This is a genomic window from Cardiobacterium sp., assembly GCF_057314735.1.
In genome coordinates, this window is sequence record NZ_DBHKZK010000036.1 from 1 (window position 1) to 20531 (window position 20531).

A 20531-nucleotide genomic window follows, 5' to 3' on the forward strand; every position below is an offset into this window, starting at 1 on the left:
TTTTTTCGGCTTGTGCACGAATTCGATCGGGTCTTCGACGGTGATGATGTGGTTGTTGGAGTTTTCGTTGCGGTGGTCAATCATCGAAGCCAGCGTGGTGGATTTACCGTTACCGGTCGCCCCGATGACGATAACCAAGCCGCGTTTGACCATCGAGATTTTGCGCAGGATGTCCGGTACCGGCAGTTCGAGGTCGTCCAGTTTCGGGATGGTTGCCGGGATGAGACGGAGGACGAGGCCGGGGACGTTTTTTTGCAGGTACACGTTGACCCGCAGGTAGGTGACGTTCGGCACTTCCACCATCATGTTCAGTTCGTGGTTGCGCAGAAATTCGCGGAAGGCTTCCGGGCGCGAGATGACTTCGATCAGGTTGTAGACGTCGCCCTCTTCCATGTATTTTTTGGTGTAGTTGAGCTGGCCGTCAGTTTTGATGCTGATGTAGTTCTCGGTGTTGATGAAGATATCCGACGCTTTTTTTTCGGCGGCGTGCGCGACCAGTTTGTCGAACATCGGCCGCAGTTCTTCGCGCGGCATACTGGTTTTTTTCTGCGCGATTTCGTCGCGGCTGATCGGGGTGAGTTCGAGGGCGGTATCGAGGCTGGCGTGTTCCATGTTGCGGCTCCGGGTTTAGCTGTGCAGGAAGAGGGTTTTGTCGTGTGCTTTCGCCGCAGCGGTCTGCCGGTCGATGAGGCCTTGCGAGACGAGTTTTTGCAGGCACTGGTCGAGGGTTTGCATCCCGTATTGCGCCCCGGTCTGGATGGAGGAGTAGATTTGCGCGATTTTGTCTTCGCGGATGAGGTTTTTTACCGCCGAGGTGGCAACGAGGATTTCGTGTGCGGCAATCCGGCCACCGGCGATTTTTTTCAGCAGCGTTTGCGCGATAACGGCGCGCAGCGATTCGGAGAGCATGGAGCGTACCAGTTGTTTTTCTTCGCCGGGGAAGACGTCAATGATACGGTCAATGGTTTTTGCCGCGGACGAGGTGTGCAGGGTACCGAAGACCAGGTGTCCGGTTTCGGCGGCGGTGAGTGCGAGGCGGATGGTTTCCAGGTCGCGCAACTCACCGACGAGGATGATGTCCGGGTCTTCCCGCAGCGCGGCGCGCAGGGCGTTGGAGAAACTTTGCGTGTCGCGGTGTACCTCGCGCTGGTTGACCAGGCATTTTTTCGATTCGTGCACAAATTCGATCGGGTCTTCGATGGTGAGGATGTGTTCGTGCTTGTTTTCGTTGATGTGGTTCAGCATCGCCGCCAGCGTGGTGGATTTGCCGGAACCGGTCGGGCCGGTGACGAGTACGAGGCCACGCGGCACGTCAATAATGTCCACGAATTTTTCCGGCGCTTTCAGGTCTTCCAGCGACAGCACCCGGCTTGGAATGGTACGGAACACCACGGCAAGACCGCGGTTCTGGTTGAAGACGTTAACCCGGAAACGGGCGATACCCTTGACTTCGGTGGAGAAGTCCGCTTCCCAGTGCTCTTCAAAGTTCTTCACCTGCGAGTCGGTCATGATGGAATAAATCATGTCGCGCAGTTGCTGGCGGTCCAGCGGCGGCAGGTTGAGGCGTTTGATGTCGCCATCAACACGGATCATCGGCGGCAGTTCAGAACTCAAGTGCAAGTCCGACGCCTTCTGTTTGTCGGTAAAACGCAGCAGGTCGTCCAGTTTGGTTTCGTGCTTATCACTCATAACAGCATCCTTTTTCTTTCCTTACAAAAAATCAAGGATTCTATTTTACCGGAAAACGGCGGAAAACAAAGCCAAAGTTCACGTTGGCCACCGTGGCAAACATGATAAGATTCGCGCGATTTTTCCCAAGGAAACCCGCCCATGACCACAACCATCGGATTTCTCGGCGCCGGCCACATGGGCGCCGCGATTATCAGCGGCCTGCTTGCCGACGAAGAAAATGCCTTCAGCAGCAAGCATATCCATGCCACCAGCCGCACCCCGGCGAGTGCCGCCGCCCTCAAACAAATCCACGGCATCACCGCCCACACCGACAACCGCCGCCTGGTCAAGGACTGCGACTACATCATCCTCGGCGTCAAACCCACGCAAATGAAAGCGGTGCTGGACGAACTGGCCGACTGCAACCTGGACGACAAAATCCTCATCACCCTTGCCGCCGGTATCCGCCTCGAACACTACCGCCGCATCCTTGGTGACGACGCCGTTATCATCCGTGCCATGCCGAATATCGCCGCCTCGCACCAGGCCTCGCTTACCGGCATCTACAGCGACAACGAACTCGCGCCCGAAGAAGAAGAGCTGGTAGAAACCATCTTCAGCGCCATCGGCGAAACCGCCTGGTTGGACGATGAAACCCAGATTGACGGTATCACCGCGCTCTCCGGCAGCGGCATTGCTTACTTCTTCCGCCTGATGCAGGCAATGCTGGACGCGGGCGAACGCTACGGCTTCGAGCGCGACGAACTCTACGACATCATCACCTGGACGGCGGTTGGTGCAGGTACCCTCGCGCTGGACAACAACGCCACCCCGCCCGAATTTGCCGACTACTGTAAACAGATTGCCGTCCCCGGCGGCACCACCGAAGCCGCGCTCAACACCTTTAATAATGCCAACATCGACCGCATCGTTGATGACGCGATGAGCGCCGTAGTTGCGCGCAGCCGCGCCATCGCCGACGAACTCACCCGCGACTGGTAAACCCCTTCCAAAACACCACCTCACACCATGCAAGACCTCATCATCATCCTTGGCAAACTCGCCATCGCCCTCTTCCTCATCCGCTTCCACGCCAACCTCTACCGCCTCGGCTTCAACCCCATCGTCTCGCGGCTGAACCGCACCACCGATCCGCTAGTCCTGCCGTTTCGCAAACTGCTGCCGCCCTCGCGCTTTGATTTTGGCGCGGTCATCGTCGCTGCCATCATCGCGCTGCTGGTCACCTTCATCCTCTTTTTCAACCCCGTCGCCATCCCGCTTGGCGTACTGCTGCTGCTCAACACCTGGCTCAACACCACCTTCTACGCCATCCTCATCACCGTCATCGGCTCCTGGCTGCAAACCGACCCGCGCCAGCCGGTGATGCAAATCGCCCTCTCCTGCTGCGAATGGCTGATGGCACCGCTGCGCCGCATCATCCCGCCCGTCGGGATGCTGGACTTCAGCCCGATGGCGGCGCTGTTCCTCATCTACCTCGCCCAACAAGGCCTTGCCCGCATCCTCTTCGGCAGCATCGCCGGATAAACCATGCCCGCCGCCCAATGGGAACAAGGCGACCTCATCCTCGCCGTCAAAATCACCGCGCGCGCCAGCCGCGATCAATGCCAGGGCATCCATGACGAGCGCTACAAAATCGCCATCACCGCGCCGCCCGAAGACGGCAAAGCCAACAAACACCTCACCGCCTGGCTTGCCAAAACCTTCGCCGTCGCCAAAAAAAACGTGGCGCTCCAAAGCGGTGCCTTCAGCCCGCTGAAAACCCTGCGCATCGCCGCCCCCAAACACCTGCCGCCCGAATGGCAACTGCCCGAAAAACCATGAAATACCCCATCCATTACGACGTCCTCGTCGTCGGCGGCGGTCACGCCGGCGTCGAAGCCGCCTGCGCCGCGGCCCGCATGGGCGCGCGCACCCTGCTGCTCACCCACAACATCGAAACCATCGGCCAAATGAGCTGCAACCCCGCCATTGGCGGCATCGGCAAAGGCCACCTCGTCAAAGAAATCGACGCCCTCGGCGGCATCATGGCGCGCGCTGCCGACCGCGCCGGCATCCAGTGGCGCATCCTCAACCGCCGCAAAGGCCCCGCCGTGCGTGCCACCCGTGCCCAGGCCGACCGCATCCTCTACAAAGCGGCGGTGCGCGACATCGTCGAAAACCAGCCCAACCTCGACATCTTCCAAACCCCCGTCACCGACCTCATCCTCGAAGGCACGCGCATCGCCGGCGTCAAAAGCCAACACCAAATCGACTACTACGCCACCGCCACCGTCCTCACCGCCGGCACCTTCCTCGGCGGCAAAATCCACGTCGGCCTCAACAGCTTTGCCGGCGGCCGCGCGGGCGATCCGCCTGCGAACGAACTCGCCGCCCGCCTGCACGACCTGCCCTTCACCCTCGCCCGCATGAAAACCGGCACCCCGCCACGCATTGACGCGCGCACCGTTGATTACAGCCGCATGGAAGCCCAGCCCGGCGACACCCCGCTGCCCGTCTTCTCCTACCTCGGCAACGCCGCCGAACACCCGCGCCAAGTCGCCTGCCACATCACCCGCACCAACGAACGCACGCACGACATCATCCGCGCCTACATCGACCAGGCGCCGATGTACGCGGGCGTCATCAAAGACGCCTTCGGCCCGCGCTACTGCCCCTCCATCGAAGACAAAGTCATGCGCTTTGCCGACAAGGACAGCCACCAAATCTTCATCGAACCCGAAAGCCTGACCACCAACGAACTCTACCCGAACGGCGTCTCCACCAGCCTGCCGTTTGAAGCACAAATCGCCTACATCCAGACCATCCCCGGCCTCGAACAGGCGCGCATCACCCGTCCCGGCTACGCCATCGAATACGACTACTTCGACCCGCAACACCTCAAACACAGCCTCGAAAGCCGCGCCATCGACAACCTCTACCTTGCCGGCCAAATCAACGGCACCACCGGCTACGAAGAAGCGGGCGCGCAAGGCCTGCTGGCAGGCATCAACGCCGCCCGCCGCGCGCGCGACCTCGAACCCTGGTACCCCGAACGCGAACAAGCCTACCTCGGCGTCCTCATCGACGACCTCATCACCCAGGGCACACGCGAACCCTACCGCATGTTCACCAGCCGTGCCGAACACCGCCTGCTGCTGCGCGAAGACAACGCCGACGCGCGCCTGACCACCATCGGCCATGCGCTCGGCGTGGTGGACGAACACCGCTACCGCATATTCAACGAAAAAATGGAAGCACTCGCGCGCGAACAAGAGCGCCTGCGCCACACCCTCATCCGCCAAGAACACCTGCCCGGCCTCAGCCAAAACCTTGCGGCAAGCGAGTTGCTCAAACGCCCGGAAATCGACTACGCGACCCTTGCCGCCCTGCCCGGTTTCGACGCGCCATCGCTCGACGAAGCCGTCATCGAACAAATCGACATCGCCGCCAAATACAGCGGTTACATCGAGCGCCAACAGAGTGAGGTCGCCAAACTCAAAGAAAACCGCGCGCACCGCCTGCCGGTGCCCTGCGACTACCGCGCCATCCACGGCCTCTCCGCCGAAGTCGCGGAAAAACTGGACAAAATCCAGCCGGAAAACCTCGACCAGGCGGCACGCATCCCCGGCGTCACCCCCGCCGCCCTCTCCATCCTCCTCATCCACCTGAAAAAACAGCGAGCTGCCCCCTCCCCTGCCGGGCGCGACGCGTCCGCAGCGGGGGAGGGCCGGGGAGGGGGTCAATGACACCCGTCACCCAAACCAACGTCAAATCACCCACCGCCTGCCAAATACCACATGACCGCCGCTGCCCCATACAACCACCGATAACCAACCAGATACCAACCCACTGACAACACACCATGCCCAGACACTACACCAACATCCCGCCCGCCGCGAACAACCCTGCCTGGGGCGAACCTGTCTTCCCCATCAACACCCCCTACCCCGGTGGCTATCCCCCGGCGGACGCACCGCGCCTGCCCGGCGTTCCGCTCGCATCCGTCGCTCCGGTCAAAATCCGCACCCCCGCCGGAACGGACGAAACCGCCGCCGCGCCGCCACTTGCCAACAAAATCCGCATCACCACGGCGCCCGAACCGACCCCAATCCCGGAACCCGTGGTACAAAAAACACAGACCGCGCGCGCAGAACCCACGCCGCGCCCCCCATCCCAAACCAAACCCAAGGAACCCCGTATGGCACTCGGAAAACTCCTCTTTGGCGGCAGCAACCGCCGCACCCCCGTCCTCGAATGGCAAAAACTGAAAAGCCGCAACAACAAATACACCCCGGAACTCTACCGCACCGCCGTTCCCGGCGGCTGGCTCATCAGCCAGAGCTTAACCGGCGGCCTCGTCTTCCTCCCCGACCCCGACCACGAATGGGACGGCGACTCCCTCCCCACCAACGACGAATAACCCCAAAACCCGCGACTACCGCGGGTTTTCACCATTCCGCCCCATGACCACCAGCAAATACAGCCGCAGCCTGCACGCGCACATCAGCCTCGGCACCACCTCCGACGACCGCTTCATGCCTGCTGGCTACCTCGCCGCCTTCGCCGCCAAAGACGCGCTGGTACTCACCGAAAAACTCGACGGGCAGAACAACTGCCTGAGCCGCCACGGCGTCTTTGCCCGCTCGCACGCAGCGCCATCGCAACACCCGTGGGACAAACCGCTGATAGAGCGCTGGCAGCGCATCAAGGGCGACCTCGACGACCTCGAAATCTTCGGCGAGAACCTCTACGGCATCCACTCTATCGCCTATAGCCGCCTCGAATCTTACTACTACGTCTTCGCCGTTCGGCAAAACGGACGCTGGCTCGGCTGGGACGAAGTGAAGTTCTACGCCGCCCTGTTTGACTTCCCCACCGTGCCCGAACTGCCGATAACCCGCCCGCTGCGCGACAACTACCGCGCGGGCGGCGACGAAAACCGCCAGCTCGCCGACTGGCTCGCTGTCAACCTCGGCATGGACTGGCTGGAATACGTCGATACCGCAGGGGCGCTCGGCGGCTACGACCCGCAGACGGGCGCGCCCTGCTGCGAAGGCCTCGTTATCCGCAACCGCGACAGCTTCCTCACCAACAACGGCGACCTGCCGGTGCAGCCGAACGAATTTGACAACCTGTTCAAACTGGTGCGCGCCAAACACGTCAAAACCGACGTGCATTGGACCAAAACCTGGCAACCGGCAACGCTCGTGGATTACGACAAATACGGCTGGCACGGTTATCAATTTATGCACAGTGCAGGAAAAAAATGAGTAAATTTCCAAAAGCAGAAATCTATGCGGAAGTGGGCAAATTTCTCGACTGTTTTATTGCGGAAAGACAGCCGGAATTGCGTGAGACCTATAACATTTCGGATGAAATGCTGGAAGAAATACACGAAAGCATTGACTGGATAGAGGACAAAAGCGAATTACAGCTTTTCCCGCCTGCCTGTGTTTGGAAAAAGCGCGGAACAGCGAATACTATCTGGATGTGGATATTGGCAACGATGGTACTTTTTATATCGTTGAATGCGATATATGGAGGCAGGGAAAACCGGGCGACATTATTCTTGTTGCCCGTTACCATCTGAATCATTACCACCCCAAATTTGAGTTTCAATATTTCAGCGTATAGAACGACAATGATGTGGACATTCCCCCATTACACCCCCGGCACCGCGCCCGACTGGGCGGCGCTCACCACCCGCTTTGACTGGCTTGCCGACATGGCCGCCGTGCCGCAAGACCCCGAATGGCACGGCGAAGGCGACGTGCTGACACACACAAAAATGGTTGCCGCCGCTCTCACCGCCCTGCCCGAATATCAGGCGCTGGACGCGCAGGCGCAGCACATCCTCTTTGCTGCTGCCCTCTTGCACGACGTGGAAAAACGCAGCACTACCACCACGGAAGAACGCGGCGGCAGGACGCGCATCGTCTCGCCGCGCCACGCGAAGAAAGGCGAATACACGGCGCGGCAAATCCTCTACCGCGATCTCGCCGCGCCCTTTGCCGTGCGCGAAGCCGTCGCCAAACTGGTGCGCTGGCACGGCCTGCCGCTGTGGGCAATCGAAAAAGCGCATCCGGCGCACGCCGCCATCGCCACCAGCCTGCAAGTGAATACCCAATGGCTCGCCCTGCTCGCCAAAGCCGACGTGCTTGGCCGCATTTGCCCTGATACCGCCGAGCTGCTCAACAAAATCGCGTTGTTCCAGGCGCTATGCGAAGAAAACCGCTGCTGGGGCGCACCGTTTGCCTTCGCCAGCAACCACGCGCGTTACTACTATTTGAACCACCCGGAAAGCACGCCGGATTACCAGCCCTACGACGATTTTAGCTGCGATGTTTACCTGATGAGCGCCCTGCCCGGTAGTGGTAAGGACACTTACATCGCCCGCCATTTCGCCGACTTGCCCGTCCTCTCGCTGGATGACATCCGCCGCGCCAACCGTATTGAGCCGACCGACAAAAAAGGCAATGGCCGCGTCATCCAGCTCGCCAAAGAACAGGCGCGCGTCCACCTGCGCGCGGGCGAGAGTTTCGTCTTTAACGCCACCAACCTGACGCGCGAGCTGCGCGGCAAATGGACGCAGCTCTTCGCCAACTACCGCGCCCGCATCCACATCACCTACCTCGAAGTGCCGTGGCCGCAACTGCTGGCGCAAAACAAACAGCGCGCCCACGCCGTGCCGGAAGACGTCATCCGCCACCTGCTGGGCAAACTGGAAATTCCCGGCTACGACGAAGCGCACGAAGTGGCATATGTGATTACGCCGCCGCAATAAAGAGTGCGACGATACAAAGCAAATTGACGCCGAAAAAAGATGAGCGCCAGGTGGGGCGGTCGCTGATATAACAATAGATAAAGGCGATACGGCTCAAGACAAAAAGCGCTGCCCAAAAATTGATCACCGCCTGCGATGTGCCGCCGCTGATATGGGCAATAATGATTGCGGTGGCAAACGGCGGAAAAATCTCATAACTGTTTTGCTGAGCCGCATTCGCCCGCTGCGCCTTGCCAGTGGCACGGGCGAGCAAATCGCGCGGATTGTGATTGTCGGCGGCGGTAAAACCAGCGAGGTACTTGGCATACGTCGCACAAAATAGCGGCAGAAAAATGGTGATAAAAACGCACCAATAGGCGAAAGTCATACAAATACTCCTAAATAAAAAGACCCATTCACACAAGCCGCCGTATCTGGCGACATTTGGTGTATATGAAGAAAGCGGCAATGCCGCGCCATAAAAATACTGCATCCTGCCACCATAAGCCAATAAGGAAGCCACTGCTTCCGCATTGCAACGCGCTAAACAAGCCGCTACACTCATGCCACGGGAAGTGCTGCTGGCGCGTTGTGGGTTCCCTCCTTTTTCCACGACGTAGCAGGCAGTGGCTTCCCTCTTTTGTTATGCGTCCTGAAAACAAACGGCCAAAGCCATTCCGTAAATACAAAATCTGAAATGACTATGGTAATGGGATGGATTGAAACGCGCCAAAGTGGCTGTGGGCATTACGCGCTTGGCACCGCAAGCATCGAGGCGCTGGAACGCGAGCATGACGAACGCAAACGCAGCAATGAAATCCTGCACAAGACAGTAGCTTTTTTGCCCAGGCGGAACGCGACCGCAAATAACAGAATTTATGCAGGAAAATAAGGCATTAGGCGCTGTTTGCCATTCGGCGGATAAGCCCCTCTCTCTTGCTTCGCAAGCAATGCTTGTCGCTGCGCGAGCTGTTCCAGTCCCTCTGGGAGAGGGGTGAGGGCGAGGGCGGCAAACAATTGAAAAATTGGAATTTCGGCTCATCAATCATATCGCTCACCCCCTCCCCAACCCTCCCCCCCGGGCCCCACGCAAAATACGTCCGCATTTTGCGTGGGTACCCGCCCGCTACGGGTTTCGTGCGTAGGGTGTGTGGCGGTGTAGCCGACACGCACGCGGGAATTTGGCATCGGCAAACGCGTGCGTGCCTGCGGCACACACCCTTGTATGTTTCCCCGATATATGATGTCAACCAAACAGGTCGCCCGCCTCAGTACGCACCCTTGGATTAACCACATCCGCATCGTAGTCCACGAGCGGGCGGCCACCCATCAACACAACCGAACAGTTGAAAACTACAACCGAATGCAAGGAAGGTTTATTGATGAGCAACAAAAACTACGGCGGCATTGATGTCGCCAAACAAAACGTCGTTATCGGCATCTTTGGCTACCCAAAAACCAAAACCGAAGCGAACAACCCAAACGGCCACACCAATACCGTCGAATACCTGAAAAAACATAACGTTAACCTTGTCGTACTCGAAAGCACGGGTGGTCTGGAAGTGCCGTTGGCCAATGCGTTGTATGCGGCTGGTATGCGCGTCGTCATCGCCAATCCGCAGCGTACTCACAAATATGCTGAAAGTTTCTCGTTGGGCAAGACCGATCATCTCGACGCCAAAATGCTCGCCGATTACGCGCAGGCGCTGGATGCGAGAAAGATGGTTGACGACATACTTTACGTCCCGCCAAGTGCGGAAATCCAGGAGCTGGAGGCGTTGGTGAAGCGCCGCAGCCAGTTAGTGGAGATGCGCAAGATGGAGAAGAACCGCCTTGAGCAGACCCACGCCAGCCAGAAGGCCAGCGTGGCGGCGCTGATTGCGCATTTGGGCGAACTGATTGTCGCGCTGGACAAAGACATCGACAGGTACAACAAGCGCGGTTTTAACGGCAAAGGCACAATCCTCAGCGAGATGAAGGGGGTAGGAAACACGACCTGCGCCACACTGCTGTCGATGATGCCGGAGCTGGGCAAGGTGGCGCACAAACGCGCGGCGGCGTTGGCAGGCGTTGTGCCGCTGTCGCACCAGAGCGGCGACAAGGAGAAAAAGACCGGCTGCATCGGCGGGCGCAAGATAGTGCGCAACGCGTTGTACATGGCGGCGCTGACGGCGACGCGCTTTGAGCCGAAAATCAAGGAGTTTTACGAGCGGCTGATGAACCGTGGCAAGCCGTTCAAGGTGGCGATAAATGCGTGTATGCACAAACTGCTGCGGATTTTGAACGCGCGGATGCGGGACTATCTCGCAAGCCTTGAACAGACGGAGGAATCCGGGCCGTAAACCGCATAATTACCGGGTTTGGTTTCCCCAACCGACGGGTTGGGGAACACAGTTGACTACAAACCAATGGTGTAGCTCACAAAATCGTCGCCACGCAACCGCATTGGATTGGGTGTGTTTACGGCTGAATGGTAAACAGGCCTTAATCAAACCTGCGAATGAAATCATCATGTTATGGCCAATTGTATAGCAATCCTCGCAAAGCCCTGTACAGCGTTGCGCCGCCTCGCCGTACTAAACTGTACTGCCTTCGGCGGCGTGCCTTGTACAGAACTTTGTGAGTATCGCTATAAACAGCGCCTAGGAGACTCCCAAAAACAATAAACCCCTTCTTCAAGAAGGGGTTATGGATTTTGACTGGAGCGGGTGAAGGGAATCAAACTCTTCCGCTATTTTGGTGATTTACATATGGTTTTTCATGTGTCAATTTTTCGCATACCAACAAAAATACCAACAAAAAACGCTTGCTAGGGGTGTTCGGGTTGGCGGGTTTTCCGGGAGACGCGCGCGGGGCAGGATTCAAGTTTGAAGCCTGGTCAAGGGGGTGTCAGTTTGTACCCTCCCTTTGTGGCAAGGGGGTCTCGTTTTGAAACCCCCTCAAAGGGTGCCGCCACGGCCTCCCATGGCGCAGGCGTTCCCTTTTGCGCGTTGGTCGTGGTCGGCAGGTTTTCAGTGGTGAAAGTGAGCAGAAACCGAACACAAACTGAACAGTTCGGTTTTGGTTTGTGCCGTTTGTTCAATAGCTTGCAATGTAATCGGGCAGAAACCGAACAGCAAACTGAACAAAAGTGAGCAGAGAAAGCCACGGTTTCACGGTAAGGGTCGGTTGTTGAAGATTGCAGCAGGGCAAAACGCAACGGGTTGCGCGGGTTCGTCCGCGTGGTTGTCGGCTTTGCGGGCAGGAGCGCGGCCAAACGCAACAGCAAACGCAACGCCTTTGCCGTCTGTTTGGCGTTGTAAGCCGTTTCCCGGTGGCAGGTAGTGGAAGTTGGTCGTCTTCACCTTTATGGGGCGCTGTAGGCGGTTTTAGGCTTCAGCCAGTGCGGGAGCTTTTTTGGGGGCAGGTGCTTCGTCTCCGGTGGTCGGGGTAAAGCCCGCGTCTGCCAGCAGTTTGTGCAGTGCTTCCAGGGCCGGGTCGTCGAGCAGGTCGTAGAGTTCTTCGCGTGCGATGCCTGCCGCTTTCGCCAGTTCGGTCATGCCGCGCGCTTTGGCGGCAGTCTTGATGGCGTGGGCGAGGATGGTCGGGTCGTTTTCGTTGGTGGCGTCTTCTGCCGCAAAGCCGAGAAACAGCGCGATGTCTTCTTCGTCGTCCAGGTAGCGGCTTACGTCTAGCGGTCGTGTTTTTATCATGGAAACAGCTCCTTCTTGAGTTTTTTCGCGGTGGCGATGTCGGCTTGTTGGCTGCTTTTGTCGCCGCCTACCAGCAGGAAGATGATTTGCCTGCCGTGCAAGGTGTAATAGAGGCGGTAGCCTGCGCCAACGTGGATGCGCATTTCGCTGATGCCGTCGCCCACGCTTTTGTGGTCGCCGAGGTTGCCGTTCGTTGCCCGGTTCAGGCGTTGGGCAATGGCGTTTTTGCCCCGCTTGTCTTTCAGGTCGTCCAGCCAGTCGTCAAAGATTTTTGTTGTGCAGAAGGTGTAGGTCATGGGTTACTCATGAACGGCGGCCAATGGCGCGGGGATGACGGCGGGCAGGGCTTTTTGTTCGGCCTGCCAGAGGTCATAGGTCGCCTGTTGGTGCAGCCAGCTTTCAGCGCTTGGGCTGTGTTCTCCCAGCCAAAGGTGCAGGCGTAGCGCCATGTCGGCGGTGATGCCGGTTTTGCCGTTGATGAGGCGGGAGAGGGTTACGCGCGATACGCCGAGCTGTTTTGCCGCTTCGGTTACGGTCAGGCCGAGTTCGGGCAGGATGTCGTCGCGTATCAGAAGGCCGGGGTGGGGCGGGTTATGTTGCCTCATGCTTCAGCAAGGGTTTCTTTTTCGGCAGGGATGACGGTTTGCCGTGCGTAGTTGCCGCTCTTCACGTCGTGCAGCGCTTGGGTGAGGCTTTCGGCGATTTCTGCCGCGTCCGGGTCGTCTGCGATGACGGCGGCAACCATGTTGGGGATGTTCCAGTCTTTGGGGTCAGTCATGTTTGGCTCCTTTCAGTTGGTGCAGTTCTTGCGCAGTAAGGTCGGTTTTTTCGTTTTTGCTGTAGATGTCGATGGCAAAGATTGTGCCGTTTGCCAGCCGGTTGAAGTAGATGATGCGAACGCCGCCCCGCTTTCCTTTGCTGCCGTGTTGCCAACGCACCTTACGCAGGCCGCCACCTTTGGGGATGACGTCGCCCGCCAAAGGGTTGTGCGCCAGCCATGCGAGAAACTCCAGCCGCTCCCTGGTTGTCCAGAGGCGGTCTGCTTTGTCCTTGAAGGCGGGGGCTTCGATTATGGTGTACATGAGCGCCGTTGCGTGTTCTTGGTAGCGCCCATTATCCGCCCACGGGGCGGAAGGGGGCAACCAGGGGATGAGGTCGGTATTGCCTACCCCATGTTGTTAATGTTTCGGCCTCATCGCCGGAATGTATATAAGCGCAAACGCGAAAATCAGCGGGAACCACGGGAACCGGAGCTTATCTATTTGTTTCTGTTTCGGAAAAAGGTACCCGCTGCCCTGTTTTCTTGCGGGTATTGTGCGGGAACCACGGGTACTTTTGCGGGTACCGCCCTGTTTGGGTACCCGGTGGTTCCCGTTCGGTACCCGCTATTTTTTTTTCAGCGGGTACCTTTTTTTCTTTCTTTTTTATGTTGTTATGTAAAGGTTCCCGAGGTTCCCGCTATTTCTCATATTTACGCTTTATAGAGGGTTTTTCTTAACCGGAATCCATGTTCCCGCAATGTTTGGCGGGTGGTTTGCAGGCATGAAAAAGCCGCCCCGAAAGGCGGCTGTTGGTTAGGCGTCTTCTTCGCCCGGTGGTTCTATGCCGATGAGGATGTAGTAGCGCCCCTTGCCTTTGAGTTTGTGTTGCCAGCGGTTGTCTTTGTCGCGTTGCAGCCAGCCGATGGCGTGTAGCACTTGGCAGGCTTTGTTGGCTTCAAAGCCACGGGCAATTTCATCGCGGAAGACGGCGGGGGTAATCCAAAATTTCATTTGGTCGCCGATGGCCTCTTTGTATCCCGCGTGGTCGCTGTAGGTCTGTGGGTCGCCCTCGCCGCCTCGCCATGTCCGCCACGCAAAGCGGTTGCCCATGCCGTGGGTTTGCATGAAGTCTTCCGTCTGTTCGATGATTTTGCGGTCTTCGTGTTTGCCGCTGCCCTGGATGGCGTGCCAGTCGTCATAGCATTGGCGGATGGCGGCCGTGGTGTTGGTGAGGCCGTGGATGGGCGCGGCCAGTTCGAGGGCGGCGGCGAGGATGGCAAAGCGCATCGCTACCCGTCGCGCCTGTCCTTCCAGTTTCGGCAGGGCGGCCATGAAGGCGTCGATGTGTTTGCGTGCCTCCACCACGGCGTCGATGGTGGCGAGGTGGGCGATGTATGCCCGCCCCGCCGTGCCGTGGTGCTTCGCCCCTTCGCTGGTGAGGTGTTCGGATAGTTCCGCCCCGCCCGCGAAGCCGTGCAGGGTGTCGTAGATGCCCATGCCTTTGCCCGCATCGGCCGGGATGGCGGGCAAGCGGGTCGCCTGTCCGGCCTGCCAGTCTTTGCCTTCGGTCTTGAGGTAGCCGTCCAGGGTTTTTTCGCCGGTGGATAGCAGCATGATGCGCCAGCGGTTGATGGTACGGTTGCCGCCTTCTTTCGCGCCCTGGATTTTCCCCGTGCCGTTCAAGACGGCGTAGGCGGTCTGCGCGGCTGTTCGGGCGCTTGCTTGGCCGATTTCGTCCAGTACCAGCAGGCCGTCGTTGCGGGCGGCGGCGGTGTTGCTGAAGCCGTGCGCGGTGCCTTCCCAGGTCAGTTTCAGTTCTTTGGGGTTGCCCCATACCGACAAGGCAAACAGCGCGGCGGTGGTTTTGCCGTCCGAACTGTCGCCGTAGAGGTGGAAGCCGCCGCTTTCGTGGTCGAGCAGGTGTAGCAGGGGCGCGGCAAAGGCACAGCCGAGGGAGAGGCAGAGGCGGCTGTTGCCCTGTGCCAGTTGAGTGAGCGCCTGCCAGTCTGCGAGGTCGCCGCGTGGCTGGTAGTCTTTCCCCTGGCTGGTGTCGCCGTGGTAGTGGATGTTCTCCGCCTCTCCGAGTACTTCGCCGCTTGGCAGGATGTAGGCGCCACCATGCCAGCCCGCTGTTTTGGCGAGCTGCCAGCGGGTGTTTTTGCCTTCGCCTTGCAGGTAGTCGGCGAGGCGTTCGCGCTTTTTCCGCCCTGCCTTGATGGTGATGCCGTGGCTTTGCAGGGTGCGCCAGCCCGCCGGGGTGCCAATGTCGCCCATGTCCAGCGCGGCGCGGTGGGTGGCGTGGTAGCGGTCGCGCCATTCGATGATGCGCCAGTTTCGCCCTTCGTCGTCCACGGCGCGGCCAATCAGGCGGATGGCGTCGGCGAGGTGGTCGCGCTGTTCTTTGCCGTCGTCGTAGCTGATCCAGTAGGTGCCGCTTTCGCTGGTGTGGTAGCGGCTTTCGGCGGGGGTGTCGAGGTCGTCCAGCCCCAGCTTTTTGTTCCAGTCGGTCATTTCGCCCTCCCGAGATAGTCGAGGGCGTCGCCGTGGTCAGGCTTTTTCAGGGCGACTTCTATGCCTGCCCGCAATGCACGGGAGGCGAGCGCGTCGCCCGCCTGCCAGCCTTGCAGGTCGCCGTCGCAGTAGATGAACAGCCGCTTTATCGGCGGCAGGGCGAGCGTTTCGAGGCCGTGGCAGGATAGCGCGCTCCATACCGGCCAGCCCGTCAGTTGCCGGGTGGCAAGGGCGTTTTCGATGCCCTCCGTCACGGCAAGTTCTTCGCCCACGGGGTTAAGCTGGATGGCGCAGGCGGTGAGGCTGCCGGGGTAGCGGCGGCGCATTTTCTTCGCGGGCAGGCGTTCGCCGTGGTCGTACAGCTCCAGTTTCCGCCCGTCACGGATGTAGGTCAGGTGCAGCCCCATCGTCTTGCCCGCCGTGTCGGTGATGCGGCCGATCATCGCCGGGTACTCGCCGAGCTTTTCGCCGTTGTGCCAGTAGGCAAGCGCCGGATGGTGGCGCAGGTTGTGGACGTCAGGGAATGCCAGCCCGCGCCCTTCGAGGTAGGCGGCTACGGGGTCGCCCGCTTCCAGCGGCAGGGTGGCGTTCCAGATGCGCAACAGGCGGTCGATGTCGTCGCGTGGGCGCGTGGGCGGCGGCGTGGGCGGTTTTCGCCGTGGGGTTGGTGTCTTCCCTTCCCCGATGCCTAGCGCGTCTGAAACGGCCGCTGCGGCGGTTTTGTAATCGCAGTCCAGCCAGTGCATGACGATGCTGAAGCCGTCGCCGTTGCCGCAATGGGTGCAGATGTAGGAGCCGTAGCCGTCTTTGTCGTCGAAGCGGTAACGGTCGCGGCCACCACAGACGGGGCAGGGCTGGTGTTTGTTGGTCAGCTTTTCCGCCGGGATGCCGAGCGCGGGCAGGATGTGCCGCCACTGGTAGCGGGCGGCGTGGCGCAGTTCATCGCTTCGCATGGCTGCCTCCCAGCTGTTCCCGCAGGGTTTGCAGGTGCCGCCCGTCGTCGTCGATTTGGGTAAAGGCGGCGTCCAGCAGGGCGATGAGTGGCCGCCCCTTGGCGTGTTCGCGGGTCAGCCATTCGAGCAGGGCGGCGGCGCCGTTCGCTTCCATCGTCGCCAGCGTCAGCGTCATGTCCAGACGGGCGGCGTGTTCCGGTGGCAGGGTTTTGCCAGTGAAGGCGAGGCCGTCCAGTTCGGGCAGGATTTCCGCGTAGGCGTGGTAGTTATTGGATGGCATGATCGCCCTCCTTCTCGCTACGGGCGAGCAGTTCGGCCAGGGCAGTGAGGCGCTGTCCGTCCTCATCGATGTCGCGCGCGGCCTCGTTCAGCAGGGCGATGAGTGAACGCCCTTCATTGTGGCCGCGTACCAGCCATTGCAGCAGAGCCGATGCCCCGTTGATTTCGGCAAAGCCAAAGGCAAGGGTTGCCCGTAGTTGGTCGCGGGTGTCGCCGTCGTTCACGTGCGCCCACGATTCGCCCGCCCCTTCGAGCAGGGGCAGGATTTCGGTGTGGTCGCGGTATTTCATCGCCCCGTCTCCTTCGCCCAGGCGATGTGTTCGCGGATGGTCGCCAGTTCGGCCAGGACGTTGCCCGCCAGGATGGATAGGGTCGAGAGCGCCCGCGCTACGTCATTTGCTGGCGTGTTTTGCTGGTAGGGCTGGAGTTGCTGCCAGTCTTCGGCCACGCGGGCGAAGGTTTCGAGCAGGCCGGTGAGGTTGTCGTTGGCGCACTCCGCACAGCTTTCCAGATAGGTGAGGTCGCGCGTGGGGAAGGTGTTGGTTTTCTCTTGCGAGTGGTAGTAGCTGCGGATAGCGGCGAGGGTTTCGGCGTTTTCCAGCAGGGATGCGAGGCCGTTGTAACGGCGGGTTTGAATGGTCATGGTTGCACCTCGTTGGTGTTGGCCGCGCTTTGGCTGCTAGTCCAAATGGCGGCGTGGTGACGGGGGTTAGCAGACCGGCCAACGAAACCGGCAGGCGCGTACGCCTCCCCCGCCCCCACTCCATCGGGTGCGGTTTTCGGGCATAAAAATGCCGTCTTGCGACGGTTTGCCCGTCGTTGGTTCAGCCTGCTAAAGCTGGCCGCTGGTGTTGCAGCGGCGCGGCAATGGTGCGCCTTGCGGGCGGTGGTGTCAAGGGGGGCGCGTTTTGCGACTCCCTTGCCGGGGCAACTGTCATCATTTCCGTGACGGTTGAGACGGTAGTTACAGATAGGCGCTGATAGCGGTTGCGCTGTTGTTTTTGTACGGGCAAGGCGTGTAGAATGGGCACGTTTCCGATAGTCCTATCGGTAGAAATCCATATCCCTCCGGGTCGATATGGTCGCCCTGTAAAGCGATTAGCAAGCCGAGCAGGGTGTTTTTTTATGAGGCCGCCATTGCGCGGCCTTTGTTTTGCCTGAAAGGTTTGTTTATGCCGCTTCATCGTTTCTTTTATCCCAAACAAGGGCAGGTTTTGCGCTGTGATTTCAGAGGCTTTATTGTCCCTGAAATGGTCAAGTTGCGCCCGGTCGTGGTGATTTCTCCTTCGCTCCGTCATACGGATGGGCTTTGTACGGTTGTCCCGATTTCCACCACGCCACCAGAGCCGATAAAGCCTTGGCATATAAAGCTGGTTCATAACCCAAACCCGATAGAGGAAACAGACGTTGAGGTTTGGGCAAAGTGCAATATGGTTTATACCGTGTCCTTTCAGCGATTGGATCGCTTCCACCGCAAAACACGGCAGGGGCGGGAATATCTTTCTCCCTCCATGAATCGCGATGATTTTGCCCGTGTCTTGGAAGGCGTGCGGGCTTACTTGGGGATATAGACTCATTGCAGCGCCTCCGTGTAGTAGCGCAGGCGGATGGGCGCGGCCATGCCTTGCAGGTGTGCTTTGCGTTCGTCGTAGGGCTTGCCGTGCGCGATGAGGGCGGCGTTGGCGGCTTCCAGGCGGATGAGCATTCGCAGCGCGGACGCGGGCAGGTTGTCGCGCGGGAGCGCTTCCCGTCTGCCCGTCAGGGCTTCGTTGCATAGCAGCGCCTCGTTGCTGTAGTGATACGCTTTGGTTTCTTTGCCTGCCGCTGCCCGCGTGGTTTGCAGGATTTCCGCCATGACTTGCGCCCCGATTTTGCTTTCTGCCCGCGCCGCCTGCCATGCGGGACGTTCAGTCAGCAGGCGCTTGATGGTCTGGTCACACCAAACTTCAAACTCAATGCTTATCCAGCGGGCAAAGCAGACCATGAGGTCAGGATGCAGCCATGTGCCGCCGTACTTGCCGCGCCGTGTCTTGATGAATGCCGGATAGCGTTTGGCGAGGCTTTTTAAATCCCTTGAATCCAAGGGATTTAGAACGGGCAATGTTTCGCCATTATTCGCCTGTTTTTCCAATGCCATGAGATAGTCTTGCGTGCGCTTCAGGGCAAAGAAGTTATCCAGCCGCTTGCCGTGGGCTTCGGCTATTTCGGTGGCGTTAAACCACGCATCGCGGCTGGCGTGCAGGTCGATGCCTTCCCATTTCAGCGTGATAGCGTTCATTGCGCCCTCCGTGCCTTCCTGGCCGCATAGACGTCGCAGATGTATTGCGGGTCGGTGTGGCGGGCGATGACGTCAGGGGAAAGCGAATAGCGGGCATAGCGGGCGATTCTCCCGTCGCGGGTGTGCGATTCTTCGGGGGTGGTGATTACCGGCCAACCGTAATTGTGGCGCAGGTCGTGAATGGTGCGCGGGATGTTCACCGTCGAGAAGCGTTCGTAGGATTCCCGTTGGGTGATGGTCTGCCCGTCGAGCAGGCACGCCAGCACTTCGGCAATCACGGAATCCAGCACGGGCGGGAATGCCGGGGTATAATCGGCGCCTGCCAATGTTTGATTAAGGCCGTCCGAAAGGGCGGCTTTTTTCGTTTCCATTATTGCCCCTCCACTTGCGCTTGCAGCCAGTCGAGGATTTCGCCATAGACGAAAAAGGTCGCCTGCTTCATGTCCGGGTATCGCCGGGGCGCGGGAAACTTGCCTGCCTTGATAAGGCGGCGGATGGTCATTTCGGATAGGCCGGTGATTCCTTTGCGGCTGCCTTTGCTGGCAATGTCGGCCATTCTCAAATGCGCTTCGCGGGGGAGCGCGCTTAGATGGGTTTGCATAGATTTCTCCAGTTTGCGGGTGCGCGTAGTTGCGCGCTGGAGAAATGTTATTTATTAGAAGCAGGCGTTTATAGTGAAGAAGTATGGTTTTTCATGAAAAAGGGCGCTTTTTCACTATGCCGTCCTGATTTGTTGTATCCAGTTTTGGAAGGAGCGTTTGCTGATGGTTTCTTTATTGGCGCCATTCTCTTTCAGGAAGGTGCGCGCCTGTCTGTCCATTTCGTACAAGAATGCTTCTGTCGTCGGATAGTCCAGTCCGCCCGTCTGCCATTCTTCCCATGATGGCAGGAAGACGGAATAACGGAATAGTGTTTCTATGCGGCGGGCTATACCTGCTTGGGTGGCATTACTTTTTTTTTTACCTTCTCGTTCTTCTGCTTGTTCTTGAAAGAAGAAGGCGTTAATTGCTTCATCGGCGCGTTGGGCGATAGTTGCCATTTCCAGCGCCAGTTCATGGCAGTTATTACGGAAGAAGATTTCACACTGATAGGCCGCAATCATTGCCAGTACAGAAAACACCATGCTTCTGTCATATAGCCGAAATAACTTTTCACTAATAGGAGTTGAGAAATGGTCATCACCATAGGCAACGGAAAGTAATCGTCCTATCATAGGATGCTCAATGCCGGGTTGCGGCTGATTCTTGCTCCTTGAGTTCCAACCGCGCTCTCTGAATAAATTTTCTTCATATGACAAGCATAAAGATACAATTTCCTCTATCTCACCTCTATTCAAGAATCTACCAATGGTTTCCTCATGGTCAGATGGAAGCCAAAGCCTGCTTGCGCATTCAGAGAAAAGTATCTGTAAATGTAATGAATGAAAACTATAAGGGGCGTATAGGTCAATGTATTCATATTGTTGGCTATCTGTATTTTGCGACTCTGTGTTTTCCGCAAAATAACGCCTACTGTCTTCTATAGATATTTCATAAAGTTCGAGTGTGCCATTTACAGAATCCCAAAAATCTTCTTTTGTGGCAAAGTTGTTGGTATGAATCATTACGGTGTCTTTTGGGAATA

The 20531-nt window shown here is 58.6% G+C and carries 27 protein-coding genes; 10 read left to right on the forward strand and 17 right to left on the reverse strand.

The window, feature by feature from the left end; all coding sequences use genetic code 11:
* Together ACO54Z_RS04025 and ACO54Z_RS04030 are read right to left on the reverse strand one after the other, a co-directional pair.
* Nucleotides 1-612 (reverse strand): ATPase, T2SS/T4P/T4SS family (locus ACO54Z_RS04025; RefSeq protein WP_485995861.1); only part of this gene is annotated, 612 nt, incomplete at its 3' end.
* A gap of 15 nt (nucleotides 613-627) precedes the next feature.
* A complete protein-coding gene (locus ACO54Z_RS04030; RefSeq protein WP_485995862.1) occupies nucleotides 628-1689 on the reverse strand; it encodes a type IV pilus twitching motility protein PilT in 1062 nt (353 codons plus the stop codon).
* Nucleotides 1690-1830: 141 nt separating this feature from the next.
* Here ACO54Z_RS04030 and proC point away from each other — a divergent pair, with 141 nt between their 5' ends.
* The 8 genes from proC to ACO54Z_RS04070 all read left to right on the forward strand — a co-directional run bounded on the left by proC (nucleotide 1831) and on the right by ACO54Z_RS04070 (nucleotide 8455).
* The gene (gene proC, locus ACO54Z_RS04035) at nucleotides 1831-2673 is read left to right on the forward strand and encodes a pyrroline-5-carboxylate reductase (protein ID WP_485995863.1); all 843 of its coding nucleotides are present in this window, start codon (nucleotides 1831-1833) and stop codon (nucleotides 2671-2673) included.
* Between the two features lie 27 nt (nucleotides 2674-2700).
* Nucleotides 2701-3216, forward strand: a complete 516-nt coding sequence (locus ACO54Z_RS04040) for a YggT family protein (protein ID WP_485995864.1) — start codon at nucleotides 2701-2703, stop codon at nucleotides 3214-3216.
* 3 nt (nucleotides 3217-3219) lie between these two features.
* Nucleotides 3220-3513, forward strand: a complete 294-nt coding sequence (locus tag ACO54Z_RS04045; RefSeq protein ID WP_485995865.1) for a DUF167 family protein — start codon at nucleotides 3220-3222, stop codon at nucleotides 3511-3513.
* Nucleotides 3510-5417 (forward strand): tRNA uridine-5-carboxymethylaminomethyl(34) synthesis enzyme MnmG, encoded by a 1908-nt coding sequence (gene mnmG, locus ACO54Z_RS04050; RefSeq protein ID WP_485995866.1) that lies wholly within the window; start codon nucleotides 3510-3512, stop codon nucleotides 5415-5417. Before ACO54Z_RS04045 ends, mnmG begins: the two co-directional genes overlap by 4 nt.
* A 116-nt stretch (nucleotides 5418-5533) precedes the next feature.
* Nucleotides 5534-6091 carry a hypothetical protein gene (locus ACO54Z_RS04055; RefSeq protein ID WP_485995867.1) on the forward strand — a complete coding sequence of 186 codons (558 nt, stop codon included), beginning with the start codon at nucleotides 5534-5536 and terminating at the stop codon, nucleotides 6089-6091.
* Nucleotides 6092-6134: 43 nt separating this feature from the next.
* Complete coding sequence (locus tag ACO54Z_RS04060; protein ID WP_485995868.1) at nucleotides 6135-6941, forward strand: RNA ligase family protein; 807 nt, start codon at nucleotides 6135-6137, stop codon at nucleotides 6939-6941.
* Entirely contained in the window at nucleotides 6938-7261 is a 324-nt protein-coding gene (locus ACO54Z_RS04065; protein WP_485995869.1) for a hypothetical protein, read from the forward strand. Before ACO54Z_RS04060 ends, ACO54Z_RS04065 begins: the two co-directional genes overlap by 4 nt.
* Before the next feature lie 54 nt (nucleotides 7262-7315).
* Nucleotides 7316-8455, forward strand: coding sequence for an AAA family ATPase (locus ACO54Z_RS04070; protein WP_485995894.1), 1140 nt, complete (start codon nucleotides 7316-7318; stop codon nucleotides 8453-8455).
* On the opposite strand, the gene ACO54Z_RS04075 is transcribed toward ACO54Z_RS04070, so the two are convergent.
* On the reverse strand, nucleotides 8439-8999 hold the full coding sequence (locus tag ACO54Z_RS04075) for an MAPEG family protein (protein ID WP_485995870.1): 561 nt from the start codon (nucleotides 8997-8999) through the stop codon (nucleotides 8439-8441). The two genes, ACO54Z_RS04070 and ACO54Z_RS04075, sit on opposite strands and share 17 nt — an antisense overlap.
* An 817-nt stretch (nucleotides 9000-9816) precedes the next feature.
* Between ACO54Z_RS04075 and ACO54Z_RS04080 the strand changes: the two genes are divergently transcribed.
* Nucleotides 9817-10776 (forward strand): IS110 family RNA-guided transposase, encoded by a 960-nt coding sequence (locus ACO54Z_RS04080; RefSeq protein ID WP_485995871.1) that lies wholly within the window; start codon nucleotides 9817-9819, stop codon nucleotides 10774-10776.
* A 1026-nt stretch (nucleotides 10777-11802) separates the two neighbouring features.
* Here the strand turns inward: ACO54Z_RS04080 and ACO54Z_RS04085 are convergent.
* From ACO54Z_RS04085 to ACO54Z_RS04130, 10 genes are all read right to left on the reverse strand, one after another.
* Nucleotides 11803-12126 (reverse strand): addiction module antidote protein, encoded by a 324-nt coding sequence (locus ACO54Z_RS04085; protein WP_485995872.1) that lies wholly within the window; start codon nucleotides 12124-12126, stop codon nucleotides 11803-11805.
* Nucleotides 12123-12422, reverse strand: a complete 300-nt coding sequence (locus ACO54Z_RS04090) for a type II toxin-antitoxin system RelE/ParE family toxin (RefSeq protein WP_485995873.1) — start codon at nucleotides 12420-12422, stop codon at nucleotides 12123-12125. Before ACO54Z_RS04090 ends, ACO54Z_RS04085 begins: the two co-directional genes overlap by 4 nt.
* A 3-nt stretch (nucleotides 12423-12425) precedes the next feature.
* Nucleotides 12426-12731, reverse strand: a complete 306-nt coding sequence (locus tag ACO54Z_RS04095) for a HigA family addiction module antitoxin (protein WP_314776949.1) — start codon at nucleotides 12729-12731, stop codon at nucleotides 12426-12428.
* The gene (locus ACO54Z_RS04100; RefSeq protein WP_298079957.1) at nucleotides 12728-12904 is read right to left on the reverse strand and encodes a hypothetical protein; all 177 of its coding nucleotides are present in this window, start codon (nucleotides 12902-12904) and stop codon (nucleotides 12728-12730) included. The genes ACO54Z_RS04095 and ACO54Z_RS04100 overlap by 4 nt, the downstream gene beginning before the upstream one ends.
* Nucleotides 12897-13208 carry a type II toxin-antitoxin system RelE/ParE family toxin gene (locus ACO54Z_RS04105; RefSeq protein WP_298079958.1) on the reverse strand — a complete coding sequence of 104 codons (312 nt, stop codon included), beginning with the start codon at nucleotides 13206-13208 and terminating at the stop codon, nucleotides 12897-12899. The genes ACO54Z_RS04100 and ACO54Z_RS04105 overlap by 8 nt, the downstream gene beginning before the upstream one ends.
* 492 nt (nucleotides 13209-13700) lie before the next feature.
* Entirely contained in the window at nucleotides 13701-15398 is a 1698-nt protein-coding gene (locus ACO54Z_RS04110) for a DUF927 domain-containing protein (protein WP_485995874.1), read from the reverse strand.
* The gene (locus ACO54Z_RS04115) at nucleotides 15395-16351 is read right to left on the reverse strand and encodes a DUF7146 domain-containing protein (RefSeq protein ID WP_485995875.1); all 957 of its coding nucleotides are present in this window, start codon (nucleotides 16349-16351) and stop codon (nucleotides 15395-15397) included. The genes ACO54Z_RS04110 and ACO54Z_RS04115 overlap by 4 nt, the downstream gene beginning before the upstream one ends.
* Complete coding sequence (locus ACO54Z_RS04120) at nucleotides 16338-16631, reverse strand: hypothetical protein (protein WP_485995876.1); 294 nt, start codon at nucleotides 16629-16631, stop codon at nucleotides 16338-16340. The genes ACO54Z_RS04115 and ACO54Z_RS04120 overlap by 14 nt, the downstream gene beginning before the upstream one ends.
* Nucleotides 16618-16920 (reverse strand): hypothetical protein, encoded by a 303-nt coding sequence (locus ACO54Z_RS04125; protein ID WP_485995877.1) that lies wholly within the window; start codon nucleotides 16918-16920, stop codon nucleotides 16618-16620. The genes ACO54Z_RS04120 and ACO54Z_RS04125 overlap by 14 nt, the downstream gene beginning before the upstream one ends.
* Complete coding sequence (locus ACO54Z_RS04130; RefSeq protein ID WP_485995878.1) at nucleotides 16917-17273, reverse strand: hypothetical protein; 357 nt, start codon at nucleotides 17271-17273, stop codon at nucleotides 16917-16919. Before ACO54Z_RS04130 ends, ACO54Z_RS04125 begins: the two co-directional genes overlap by 4 nt.
* A gap of 607 nt (nucleotides 17274-17880) precedes the next feature.
* Here ACO54Z_RS04130 and ACO54Z_RS04135 point away from each other — a divergent pair.
* Nucleotides 17881-18201: a type II toxin-antitoxin system PemK/MazF family toxin gene (locus tag ACO54Z_RS04135; protein WP_485995895.1), complete on the forward strand. Its 321-nt coding sequence runs from the start codon at nucleotides 17881-17883 to the stop codon at nucleotides 18199-18201.
* Nucleotides 18202-18203: 2 nt separating this feature from the next.
* Here the strand turns inward: ACO54Z_RS04135 and ACO54Z_RS04140 are convergent, their stop codons facing one another.
* The 4 genes from ACO54Z_RS04140 to ACO54Z_RS04155 form a co-directional block, all read right to left on the reverse strand.
* Nucleotides 18204-18908, reverse strand: a complete 705-nt coding sequence (locus ACO54Z_RS04140; protein ID WP_485995879.1) for a KilA-N domain-containing protein — start codon at nucleotides 18906-18908, stop codon at nucleotides 18204-18206.
* Nucleotides 18905-19279 (reverse strand): helix-turn-helix domain-containing protein, encoded by a 375-nt coding sequence (locus ACO54Z_RS04145; protein ID WP_485995880.1) that lies wholly within the window; start codon nucleotides 19277-19279, stop codon nucleotides 18905-18907. Before ACO54Z_RS04145 ends, ACO54Z_RS04140 begins: the two co-directional genes overlap by 4 nt.
* Complete coding sequence (locus ACO54Z_RS04150) at nucleotides 19279-19509, reverse strand: helix-turn-helix transcriptional regulator (protein WP_485995881.1); 231 nt, start codon at nucleotides 19507-19509, stop codon at nucleotides 19279-19281. Before ACO54Z_RS04150 ends, ACO54Z_RS04145 begins: the two co-directional genes overlap by 1 nt.
* Before the next feature lie 114 nt (nucleotides 19510-19623).
* Entirely contained in the window at nucleotides 19624-20511 is an 888-nt protein-coding gene (locus ACO54Z_RS04155; protein WP_485995882.1) for a hypothetical protein, read from the reverse strand.
* Nucleotides 20512-20531: the final 20 nt, after the last annotated feature.